This window comes from Pseudomonas sp. P7779, assembly GCF_013386315.1.
Taxonomy (GTDB): domain Bacteria; phylum Pseudomonadota; class Gammaproteobacteria; order Pseudomonadales; family Pseudomonadaceae; genus Aquipseudomonas.
In genome coordinates, this window is record NZ_JACARZ010000112.1 from 1 (window position 1) to 10618 (window position 10618).

Genomic DNA, 10618 nt, shown 5'->3' on the forward strand with positions numbered 1-10618 from the left:
CTCCTACAGGATAAACGCGGTCGAATGTGGGAGCGGGCTTGCTCGCGAAGAGGCCCTCAAACTCACCCAATCACTACAGGATAAACGCCCCGATCAGCCCACACACCACCCCCATCAGCATGGTCAAGCCGGCCACAGTCACCAGCACCCGCGCATCGAAATCCTTGCGCAGCATCAGCAGCGACGGCAGGCTCACGCTCGGCAGCGTCATCAGCAAGGCCACGGCCGGGCCGGTGCCCATGCCGAGGGTCATCATGGTCTGCACGATGGGGATTTCGGCGGCGGTCGGGATCACGAACAACGTGCCGACAATCGCCAGAGGCACCAGCCACACCAGGCTGTTGGCCATGGCGCCGTCAACGTGGGGAAACAGCCAGACCCGCGCCGCGCCAAGGATCAGCACCGCCAGGATGTACACCGGAATCGTGCTCCAGAACAGCTGCCACAGGGTGCGCAGCCAGCGGGTCAGGAACGGTTCGGTTTCGGCATGGCTGGCCTGGGCCACGGCGTCGAGCGCGGCTTCCGGTACCTGCTCCGGCCGCGCGATGCGTTGCGCCACCAGCGAAACACCCACCACCAGCAGGATCCCGGCCACCAACCGCAGCGCGGTAAAGCCCCAGCCCAGCACAAAGCCCATGAACACCAGTGTCGCCGGGTTCAGCACCGGGTTGGCAATCCAGAACGCCAGCGCCGCGCCGACCGAGACTTTCTGCCGACGCATACCGGCCGCCACCGGAGCGGCGCAGCAACTGCACATCATCCCCGGCAGGGCGAACAGCCCGCCACGCAGGGTAGATCCCAGCCCGGCACGGCCAAACAGGCGCAGCAGCCAGTCCCGTGGGATCAACACCTGCAGCAATGAGCCGAGAATGACCGCCAGCACCGCAGCCTTCCAGATCGCCAGGAAATACACCTGGGCATAGGCCAGCGCCGCGGCCAGTGGCGCGCTTTGCTGGTCGTTGAGAATCGAGGCGCCGATACTGTGGTTGTCTGCCGCGATAAACGCCTTGGCGTAGTAGGGCGACCATTTCACGTAGTAGAGGCCGACGCAGGCCACCAGCAGGAACAGCGCTGGTTTCCACCAGAAGGACCAGCCCCGGGCAGGCTGGGTGGAGGAGAGGTTGGACATGTAGATGATCCGCAGGTGAGTCAATAGCGCAACATCATACGCTGTACAAGGCCGCCTCCGAAGCACTGTGGCGAGGGAGCTTGCTGTGGCGAGGGAGCTTGCTCCCGCTGGAGTGCGAAGCGCTCCCAGAATTTTGGGGCCGCTTCGCAGCCCAGCGGGAGCAAGCTCCCTCGCCACAACAAGCTCCCTCGCCACAACAAGCTCCCTCGCCACAGGTTATTTCAGTGGGCTTCCCCAGCCTTAAGCCCCGCCGGCAACGCCTTGGTCAACAAGATCGCCACCATACTGATCCCCAACGCCAACCCTACAAAATGGAACGCATCGTTATAGGCCATGATCTGCGCCTGCTGATGCGCTATCTCACTCAACTTGCCCAACGCCGCCGTCTCACTGCCAAACGTCTCCGTCAGCCTGGCCATGCGCTCTGCCACCTGTGGATTGGTCGGCACAATCGCCTCACGCAGGTAATCAAAGTAGGTCTTGGTGCGTGCATCCAGCAGCGTCGCCAGCAACGCAATCCCGATCGCCCCGCCCAGGTTTCGCAGGATATTGAACAGGCTCGACGCCGACCCCGCGTCCTTCTGCATGATGTATGCCGTGGCAATCAGCGAAATTGTCACCATGATCAACGGCTGCCCCAGCGCACGGATGATCTGGATGCGGTTGAACTGGTCGCCGGCAAAGTCCGGGTTCAGCACCCCCGATGAAAAACTCGCCAACCCGAACAGCCCGAACCCCAGGGTGCACAGCCATTTGGGCGACACGTACTTCATCAGCTTGGGCACCAGCGGAATCAGGAACAGCTGCGGAACCCCCATCCACATGATCACTTCGCCGATTTGCAGGGCGTTGTAGTTCTGGATCTGCGCCAGGTACAGCGGCAGCAGATAAATCGAGCCATACAACCCCACGCCCATCCCCAGGCTCGAAATACTCGATAGCCCGAAATTGCGATTGCCGAGGATCCGCAGGTTGATCAGCGGGTTGGGCTTGGACATCTGCACGATGACGAAGGTGATCAAACTCAACAGAGCGACGGTGCCCAGACTGACAATCAGGTTCGACTCCAGCCAGTCCTTGCGATGGCCTTCTTCCAGAAACACCTGCAAACACCCAAGGCCCACGGCCATGGTGACAATGCCAAGATAGTCGGTGCTTTTGAGCAGGTCCCAGTTGGAGTCCTTTTTCTCCAGGCCGTACAGCAGCCCGGCGATCATGATCAGGCCCGGTGGGATGTTGATGTAGAAGATGTATTCCCAACCCCAGTTTTCCGTGAGCCAGCCGCCAATGGTCGGGCCGATGGACGGGGCGAAGGTGGCGGTCATGGCGAACATGGCCATGCCTTTGGCGCGGTGATGTTCGGGCAGCTTGATCAGCGTGAGGGTGAACGCCAGGGGGATCAGCGCGCCGCCGGTAAAGCCCTGCAGCGCGCGGAATACGATCATGCTTTCCAGGCTCCAGGCCATGGAGCACATCAGCGAGGCGATCAGGAACCCGCCCGAGACCCACACCGCCAGCCGACGCGCCGACAGCAGCTGCACCAGCCAGGCGGTGAGGGGGATCATGATGATTTCGGCCACAAGGTAGGAAGTGGAAATCCACGAACCTTCTTCCAGGGTGGCCGACAGCGCGCCCTGGATGTCCTTGAGGGACGAGTTGGTGATCTGGATGTCGAGCACCGCCATGAAGGCGCCGAGCATTACGCTCATGACTGCTATCCAGTCGCGCCGGCTCGGTTCGCCTACCGGCGGCAGCAGTTGATCACCGGCCATCGTGCGGGTCTTGGATGTTCACTTTGACCGTCACCGACATGCCCGGGCGGATTTTGCCCTGCAGCGGGTTGTCGGTGGCGAAGGTCAGTTTGACCGGAATCCGTTGTACGACTTTGGTGAAGTTGCCCGTGGCATTGTCCGGCGGCAGCAGGCTGAATTGCGCGCCGGAGGCGCCGAACAGGTTGGCCACGCGGCCTTCGATTGGAGTATCGCTGTAGGCGTCGAATGTCAGCTCGGCCTTTTGCCCAGGCTGCATGTGGCCGATCTGGGTTTCCTTGAAGTTGGCCTGCACCCAGATGTCCTGGTCCGGGACGATCGACAGCAGGTAGGCGCCGGCCTGTACGTATTGACCGTTGCGCGCGGCGCGCTGGCCGATCAGGCCGCTGATGGGCGCGTGGATTTCGCTGCGGGTCAGGTTCAGTTCGGCCTGGGCCAGGTCAGTCCTGGCGTTGGCGATCATCGCGTCGAGGCGCTTGATCTCGGCGTTCAGGGCGTTGACCTGCTGGCGCTGGCCCTGCAGGTCGGCCTGGGCCATGGTCACCTGGGAGCGGGCGATGTGGTTGTCGGCGTCGAGGGTGGTGACCCGTTCTTCGGAGACATAGCCGGGTTTGCGCAGGGTTTGTGCGCGGTTCAGGTCGATCTGCGAGCGGCCGAGGGTGGCCTGGCTGGACGAGACCTTGGCTGCACCGGCGGCGATCAGGCTGGCTTGCTGGGTCAGTTTGCTCTGGGCCTGCACGCGCTCGGCTTCGCGCATGGCCAGGGCGGCGTTGGCGCGGTCGACGGCGAGGTGGAAGTCGTCGCCTTCGAGCTTGACCAGCAGTTGGCCTTTTTCCACGTGCTCGTTGTCGCCCACCAACACCTCGACGATGCGCGCACCCAGTTGGCTGGAGACCCGGGTGATCTCGCCCTGGACGTAGGCGTTGTCGGTGCTTTCATAAAAACGGCCCTTGAAGAACCACTGGGCGAAAAAGCCCGCGGCGATCAGGACCACGATAAACAGGAAGATAAACAGGCGGCGTTTGAGCGGGGCAGGCATGGCAATAATGTCGTCGACAAAAGGTAATGGAATATAGCCAGCGAACGGTCTGGCAAATAGCCATGTCGAGACTTGAGACCGGAGCTTGTCTCATATGCCCTTTGTTCGCCTCCCCACGCTGGAGCCCAAGGGCTTGGGGCTGTTACCATTCGCCCCTTGTTTCATTTTCAGTTTTATCGCCAATTCGAGACCCGCCATGACCACCGTCCGCACGCGCATCGCGCCATCGCCTACTGGGGATCCCCACGTAGGTACTGCTTACATCGCCTTGTTCAACTACTGCTTTGCCAAGCAGCATGGCGGTGAATTCATCCTGCGGATCGAAGACACCGATCAACTGCGCTCCACGCGCGAGTCGGAACAGCAGATTTTCGATGCCCTGCGCTGGTTGGGCATTACCTGGGCTGAAGGCCCGGACGTCGGCGGCCCCCACGGCCCGTATCGCCAGAGCGAGCGCAGCGACATCTACAAGCAGTACACCCAGCAACTGGTCGACATGGGCCACGCCTTCCCGTGCTTCTGCACCGCCGAAGAGCTGGACCAGATGCGTGCCGAGCAACAGGCCCGTGGTGAAACCCCGCGCTATGACGGCCGCGCACTGCTGCTGTCGAAGGAAGAAGTGGCCCGGCGCCTGGCTGCCGGCGAGCCGCACGTTATCCGCATGAAGGTGCCGAGCGAAGGCGTGTGCGTGGTGCCGGACATGTTGCGCGGTGACGTCGAGATCCCGTGGGACCGCATGGACATGCAAGTGCTGATGAAGACCGACGGCCTGCCGACGTACTTCCTGGCCAACGTGGTGGACGACCACCTGATGGGCATCACCCACGTACTGCGTGGCGAAGAGTGGCTGCCATCGGCGCCGAAACTGATCCTGTTGTACGAGTACTTCGGCTGGGAACAACCGCAGCTGTGCTACATGCCGCTGCTGCGTAACCCGGACAAGAGCAAGCTGTCCAAGCGCAAGAACCCGACCTCGGTGACTTTCTACGAGCGCATGGGCTTCATGCCCGAAGCGATGCTCAACTACCTGGGCCGCATGGGCTGGTCGATGCCGGACGAGCGCGAGAAGTTCTCGTTGCAGGAAATGGTCGATAACTTCGACCTGTCCCGTGTGTCCCTGGGTGGGCCGATCTTCGACATCGAGAAGCTGTCGTGGCTCAACGGCCAGTGGCTGCGTGACCTGCCGGTGGAAGAGTTCGCCAGCCGCGTGCAGCAGTGGGCGTTGAACCCCGAGTACATGATGAAGATCGCGCCGCTGGTGCAGGGCAGGGTGGAGACCTTCAGCCAGGTCGCACCGTTGGCGAGTTTCTTCTTTGCCGGTGGCGTGAACCCGGACGTGAAGCTGTTTGAGTCGAAGAAACTCTCGGGTGACCAGGTTCGCCAGTTAATGCAGTTGATCCTGTGGAAGCTCGAAAGCCTGCGCCAGTGGGAGAAGGATGCGATTACCGCGACTATCCAGGCGGTGGTTGAATCCCTGGAGCTGAAATTGCGCGATGCCATGCCGCTGATGTTTGCCGCGATCACCGGGCAGGCGAGTTCGGTGTCGGTGCTCGATGCGATGGAAATTCTGGGCCCGGACCTGACTCGCTTCCGTCTGCGCCAAGCCCTTGATTTGCTTGGTGGTGTGTCGAAGAAAGAAAACAAGGAATGGGAAAAGCTGCTGGGCGCTATCGCTTAAGCACGCTGTTGTAACGGCCAAACCCCGGTTTTCCGGGGTTTGCTCGGTAAGTGATTGTTATCTCGGCAAAAAATTTTGAAAATTGTTGAAAATAAATTTGACACGTTTCGAATACGCCATTAAGATTCGCCCCGTCCTCACCGACGAGGGGCTATAGCTCAGCTGGGAGAGCGCTTGCATGGCATGCAAGAGGTCAACGGTTCGATCCCGTTTAGCTCCACCAATTTACAGGTTCAAGGTCTGGCCACACCGTCCTTGAATTCGATCAGACTCAGCCTGATCGCGTTGTATAGAAGGTTTGTGTCCCCTTCGTCTAGTGGCCTAGGACACCGCCCTTTCACGGCGGTAACAGGGGTTCGAGTCCCCTAGGGGACGCCAGTTTCAACAAGCAGTTCGAAAGGTCTGCTGCGCCGCGAGGCGAAAAATCCGGGGCTATAGCTCAGCTGGGAGAGCGCTTGCATGGCATGCAAGAGGTCAACGGTTCGATCCCGTTTAGCTCCACCAATTTACAGGTTCAAGGTCTGGCCACACCGTCCTTGAATTCGATCAGTTCTCAGCGCTGATCAGTTGTACAGAAGGTTTGTGTCCCCTTCGTCTAGTGGCCTAGGACACCGCCCTTTCACGGCGGTAACAGGGGTTCGAGTCCCCTAGGGGACGCCACGATTACCCGCTCTGCGGGATTTTTAAGGGTCATTCAATTATTGAATGGCCCTTTTGTTTGTCTGGCGTTTGGCCAACCCTCCTTCCTTTTTCCCTGAATGTTCTTCTGACCAATGGTCATGCCTGTGGCTTGCGAAATATTATTATGGTAATAATATTCGAAGCATGAGATTCGGAGGCAACGATGAACGATAAAAAAGCGCAAACCCGCGAACGCATTCTGCAAGCTGCCGGCGCCGCCCTGGTACAACGCGGCCCGGCCGAGCCGAGTGTGGGCGAAGTCATGGGCGCGGCGGGGCTTACCGTCGGCGGTTTCTACGCGCACTTTGAAAGCAAGGACGCACTGATGCTGGAGGCCTTCACCGAGTTGCTGGCCCGGCGTCGCGCCGCCGTCGATGACATGGACTCCTCGCTGACCGGTGAAGAGCGTCGCGCGCTGGTCGCAGCGTTCTACCTGTCGCGTAAACACCGTGACTCCACCAGCCAGGCGTGCCCGATCCCGTCCACCGTGGGCGAGATGAGCCGCCTGCCGGACGAATTTCGCCAGGCCTTGAACGAACACTGCGAACTGATGGCAGCACAGCTGGCCGCCAGCCCGGAAGACACCGACAAGGCCCTGGCCGACATGGCGCTGATGATCGGCGGCTTGTCGCTGGCCCGCGCCCTGGGCCCGGGTGAGTTATCGGATCGTGTATTGCGTGCGGCCAAGTCCGCAGTGCGTTAAGAACGGCTTCTGGCCTGAGGGATGAGCGATGGGCACGTTGAAATGGATTCGTGGCGTCAATGGCACCTTGGGCCGGCTGGCGCCGCAAACGGTGGCTAGCAAGATGCGTCGGGTGTTCATGACGCCTCGCGATTTGCCGCCCCGTGACTGGGAGCTGCCGCTGCTGGCGCAGTCCGAGCGCATCACTTTGCGTTTCGGCCTGTCGGCGCTGAAGTGGGGCCAGGGCCCTGCGGTGCTGTTGATGCACGGCTGGGAAGGGCGCCCGACGCAATTCGCCAGCCTGATCAGCGCATTGGTGGAGGCGGGTTATTCGGTGGTTGCGCTGGACGGCCCGGCCCACGGGCGTTCGCCGGGGCGCGAAGCCCATGTGCTGCTGTTTGCCCGTGCCATGCTGGAAGCGGCTGCCGAACTGCCACCGCTGCATGCGGTTGTCGGTCACTCCATGGGTGGGGCCAGCGCGATGTTGGCGGTGCAGTTGGGCTTGCGCACCAAGGCGTTGGTCAGTATCGCCGCACCCTCGCGGTTTCTCGACGTACTGCGCGGCTTTGCCGGCATGGTCGGTTTGCCGGCGCGAGCGCGTTCGGCGTTTATCCAGGAGGTCGAGCTGACGATGGGCATGCCTCTCAAGCACCTCGATGTCGCCCACTATCAAATGAATATCCCGGGCCTGATCGTGCATGCCGAAGACGATACCTTCGTCTCGGTCAAGGCTTGCCAGGTCATCCATGACGCCTGGTTCGACAGCCGCCTGCTGCGCCTGGAGCAGGGCGGGCACCAGAAAGTGCTGGCGGATCCGCGTGTGATCGAAGGCGTGCTGGCGCTGCTGGCCGGCCGCCACGTGCCGGAGCGCCAAACCGCCTGAGCCATGGGTTACACTGCTCGCCGCCGACATTAATCGACCGGGAGCACCCCATGGGCTGGGATTTGGCAACGCCGTTTATCATCGATCTGCAGGTCGGTGCCGACGACATCGACGGTCTGGGGCACGCCAACAACGCCGTTTACGTGTCCTGGCTCGAACGCTGCGCCTGGCGCCATTCCCAGCGCCTGGGGCTGGACCTTAGCGAGTACCGCAGGCTGGATCGCGCGATGGCCGTGGTGCGTCATGAGATCGATTACCTCGCCGCCGGTTACGAGGGCGATGAGCTGCAGTTGGCGACCTGGATCGTCGACTGGGACCAGCGCCTGAAAATGACCCGACGCTTCCAGCTGGTACGCCCGCGTGATGGCGCTACCTTGCTGCGAGCGCAAACCACCTTTGTCTGCATCGAACTGTCCAGCGGCAAGCCCAAGCGCATGCCGTCGGAATTTCTTGAGGGTTATGGCCCTGCGCTGCAAGGCGAATTACCTGCCAGCGTCTGAAACCAGTAAACTGCGCCACGTTTTTCGTTGAGTGTTTTCCATGCAAATTGCTTTGGCGCCCATGGAGGGGTTGGTCGACAACATCCTGCGGGACGTGCTGACCCGGGTCGGTGGTATTGATTGGTGCGTGACCGAGTTCATCCGGGTCAACGACCGCCTGCTGACGCCTGCCTATTTCCACAAACTCGCCCCTGAGTTGCTGCACGGTGCCAAGACCGCTGCCGGCGTGCCGCTGCGTGTGCAGTTACTCGGTTCAGACCCGGTGTGTTTGGCGGAAAACGCCGCCCTGGCGTGTGAGCTGGGCTCTCAGGTGGTTGACCTCAACTTCGGTTGCCCGGCCAAGACCGTGAACAAGTCCCGTGGCGGTGCGGTGCTGCTCAAGGAGCCGGAGCTGCTTAACCAGATCGTCGAACACGTACGGCGTGCGGTGCCGGCACATATTCCCGTCACGGCCAAGATGCGCCTGGGCTTCGACAGCCCCGACGGTGCCCTGGTGTGCGCCACGGCCCTGGCCGAAGGCGGCGCAGCGCATATCGTGGTGCATGCCCGCACCAAGGCTGACGGCTACAAACCTCCGGCGCACTGGGAGTGGATCCCGCGTGTGCAAGAGGTGGTCAAGGTGCCAGTGTTCGCCAACGGTGATATCTGGAGCGTTGAAGACTGGCGGCGGTGTCGCGAAATCAGTGGTGTCGAAGACATCATGCTCGGTCGCGGCCTGGTGGCTCGTCCCGACCTGGCCCGGCAGATTGCTGCCGCGCGGGCCGGGGAAGAGGTGGTCGAGATGACTTGGGCGCAGATGCAACCCATGCTCCAGGAATTCTGGCGGCAATCCGTTGAGCAATTGACCGAGCGCCAGGCGCCGGGACGCTTGAAGCAATGGCTGGCGATGCTGACCCGCAACTATCCCGAAGCAGTTGAACTATTTACGCTGATGCGGCAGGAAACCGACCTGGAGCAGGTAGGACGATTGTTAGGGGTGCCTGATTCGGTTGCGCTGCAAAATTGAGTACATATATATAAGCGTTTCAATCCAGTAGGAAAGGGTGCCGTGGGCGCCCTTTTTTTTGCTTGAAATAAGGCCGCGGATCGTTAACAGCGAGTGTTTGTGGGCACGTGACTAGAGCTTTTTGATTGCTTTATATATGTGAGCAAGTTTCTTGTTTGCTACAGAGTCTTGCGGTGTCAGCGGCGCATATTTTTAAGTTTTGTTAGTTGGAGTATGAGGGGCGCGCGCAATAACACAGATATGAATGACTGGCGTGGGTGAGTGATTTCATCAATTTGCCTTAACGGCTGACTGTTGCCTGATATATCCATTTTGCCCACGGCGACCACCGGGTAAGCATGATGTTTTACGGAAAGTCCATAGGATAAAGTCTCTATTTTCATTTGATTTCCTTATGTGAAGGCCGATTTTCGGAACCCGATGCTCGCAACACCCACGAAAGTAGGGAGTGTGCAGCACTCGGGTTTGTTTCCAGTCCAGAACCTGGACGGTCTGTTTGCAGACCGCTGAAGGAGTTTTGGCAATCACTGAATAAGGATTTGTTTATGTCTAATTTGTCGGTCAATAATTTCCCTCGCTTGACTAATGACTTCAATCAGCAGAATGCAGACCTGCCAAAGTCTGTCGACAAGAGCGCCGGCGAAATCCGGGCGAATACGCCCGGCACAGTATTGAAAAACAATCCCGCCGTGGTGACGGATGGAACCGTCACCTTCAACAAGGATGCACTCGAGAAGTTGTTCGAGTTGTTTGAATATGCATTCAAGGCCATACGGAACATGCTGTCCGGGCAGGGCGGGATGCCCAAGTTGGTACCCGATGCTGGCCCGCTGCCTAAACCCGAAAAGAGTAGCGATACTCCGGTGAAGGATAAGGCGGACAGTAAATCGAATGTGCCGGACACTGCGGCCAAGGACAAGGCGGGGACTGACTCGCAAGTGCCGAACACTGTAGCCAAGGACAAAGCCGAGACCAACTCGCCGGTATTGAACACTGCACTCAAGGACAAGTCCGGGCCCAACCCTGAGGTGTCGGTACAGAAAGACAAGCCAGCAAACAATCCAGCGGTCCCGAGTTCCGAGGTTAAGGTAACGCCTAAACCCCTGCCAGAGCCCCGCAGGCCAGACCCCGCATCGGGCAAGGACGTGCAGCCGAACGCCCGGAGCAGTTCCGACGTGAACGTCACGGTCCAAGTGATGAACTGCCATTGCCCTCACCCGGATGCAACGAAGCCGGTCCCGCCTAAGCCCG

General features: G+C 60.3%; 9 protein-coding genes, 4 tRNA genes and 1 pseudogene. 10 read left to right on the forward strand and 4 right to left on the reverse strand.

Translation table 11 applies throughout. The annotated features are described in order from the left end of the window. Window positions 1-73: 73 nt before the first annotated feature. The 3 genes from HX869_RS27145 to HX869_RS27155 form a co-directional block, all read right to left on the reverse strand. Entirely contained in the window at window positions 74-1129 is a 1056-nt protein-coding gene (locus HX869_RS27145) for a permease (protein WP_178903934.1), read from the reverse strand. Between the two features lie 221 nt (window positions 1130-1350). Further along, complete coding sequence (locus HX869_RS27150) at window positions 1351-2901, reverse strand: MDR family MFS transporter (protein ID WP_178903935.1); 1551 nt, start codon at window positions 2899-2901, stop codon at window positions 1351-1353. Then, window positions 2891-3937, reverse strand: coding sequence for an HlyD family secretion protein (locus HX869_RS27155; RefSeq protein WP_102368518.1), 1047 nt, complete (start codon window positions 3935-3937; stop codon window positions 2891-2893). The genes HX869_RS27150 and HX869_RS27155 overlap by 11 nt, the downstream gene beginning before the upstream one ends. Window positions 3938-4133: 196 nt before the next feature. Here HX869_RS27155 and gltX point away from each other — a divergent pair, with 196 nt between their 5' ends. The 9 genes from gltX to HX869_RS27200 all read left to right on the forward strand — a co-directional run bounded on the left by gltX (window position 4134) and on the right by HX869_RS27200 (window position 9367). Next, on the forward strand, window positions 4134-5615 hold the full coding sequence (gltX, locus tag HX869_RS27160) for a glutamate--tRNA ligase (protein ID WP_003214464.1): 1482 nt from the start codon (window positions 4134-4136) through the stop codon (window positions 5613-5615). Window positions 5616-5762: 147 nt separating this feature from the next. Continuing rightward, window positions 5763-5838, forward strand: a tRNA-Ala gene (locus HX869_RS27165). A 79-nt stretch (window positions 5839-5917) separates the two neighbouring features. Further along, a tRNA-Glu gene (locus HX869_RS27170) sits at window positions 5918-5993 on the forward strand. A 50-nt stretch (window positions 5994-6043) separates the two neighbouring features. Further along, window positions 6044-6119 (forward strand) — tRNA-Ala (locus tag HX869_RS27175). 80 nt (window positions 6120-6199) lie between these two features. Further along, window positions 6200-6275, forward strand: a tRNA-Glu gene (locus HX869_RS27180). A 184-nt stretch (window positions 6276-6459) separates the two neighbouring features. Further along, window positions 6460-6999 carry a TetR/AcrR family transcriptional regulator gene (locus HX869_RS27185; RefSeq protein ID WP_003214462.1) on the forward strand — a complete coding sequence of 180 codons (540 nt, stop codon included), beginning with the start codon at window positions 6460-6462 and terminating at the stop codon, window positions 6997-6999. Window positions 7000-7027: 28 nt separating this feature from the next. Continuing rightward, entirely contained in the window at window positions 7028-7861 is an 834-nt protein-coding gene (locus HX869_RS27190) for an alpha/beta hydrolase (protein ID WP_003214459.1), read from the forward strand. Between the two features lie 50 nt (window positions 7862-7911). Then, complete coding sequence (locus HX869_RS27195; protein ID WP_003214456.1) at window positions 7912-8361, forward strand: thioesterase family protein; 450 nt, start codon at window positions 7912-7914, stop codon at window positions 8359-8361. 40 nt (window positions 8362-8401) lie between these two features. Further along, window positions 8402-9367 (forward strand): tRNA-dihydrouridine synthase, encoded by a 966-nt coding sequence (locus HX869_RS27200; protein WP_178903936.1) that lies wholly within the window; start codon window positions 8402-8404, stop codon window positions 9365-9367. Between the two features lie 176 nt (window positions 9368-9543). Here the strand turns inward: HX869_RS27200 and HX869_RS27205 are convergent, their stop codons facing one another. Further along, window positions 9544-9750: a hypothetical protein gene (locus tag HX869_RS27205; RefSeq protein ID WP_134326072.1), complete on the reverse strand. Its 207-nt coding sequence runs from the start codon at window positions 9748-9750 to the stop codon at window positions 9544-9546. 162 nt (window positions 9751-9912) lie between these two features. On the opposite strand from HX869_RS27205, the pseudogene HX869_RS27210 reads away from it, so the two are divergent. Next, window positions 9913-10618, forward strand: a pseudogene (locus HX869_RS27210) (adhesin); the annotation flags it as partial.

What these genes read in the sequence shown, in the direction of transcription:
- HX869_RS27155 (WP_102368518.1), bottom strand. Translation starts at nt 3,937, where the DNA reads ATGCCTGCCCCGCTCAAACGCCGCCTGTTTATCTTCCTGTTTATCGTG.
- HX869_RS27185 (WP_003214462.1), top strand. Translation starts at nt 6,460, where the DNA reads ATGAACGATAAAAAAGCGCAAACCCGCGAACGCATTCTGCAAGCTGCC.
- HX869_RS27200 (WP_178903936.1), top strand. Translation starts at nt 8,402, where the DNA reads ATGCAAATTGCTTTGGCGCCCATGGAGGGGTTGGTCGACAACATCCTG.
- gltX (WP_003214464.1), top strand. Translation starts at nt 4,134, where the DNA reads ATGACCACCGTCCGCACGCGCATCGCGCCATCGCCTACTGGGGATCCC.
- HX869_RS27145 (WP_178903934.1), bottom strand. Translation starts at nt 1,129, where the DNA reads ATGTCCAACCTCTCCTCCACCCAGCCTGCCCGGGGCTGGTCCTTCTGG.
- HX869_RS27205 (WP_134326072.1), bottom strand. Translation starts at nt 9,750, where the DNA reads ATGAAAATAGAGACTTTATCCTATGGACTTTCCGTAAAACATCATGCT.
- HX869_RS27195 (WP_003214456.1), top strand. Translation starts at nt 7,912, where the DNA reads ATGGGCTGGGATTTGGCAACGCCGTTTATCATCGATCTGCAGGTCGGT.
- HX869_RS27150 (WP_178903935.1), bottom strand. Translation starts at nt 2,901, where the DNA reads ATGGCCGGTGATCAACTGCTGCCGCCGGTAGGCGAACCGAGCCGGCGC.
- HX869_RS27190 (WP_003214459.1), top strand. Translation starts at nt 7,028, where the DNA reads ATGGGCACGTTGAAATGGATTCGTGGCGTCAATGGCACCTTGGGCCGG.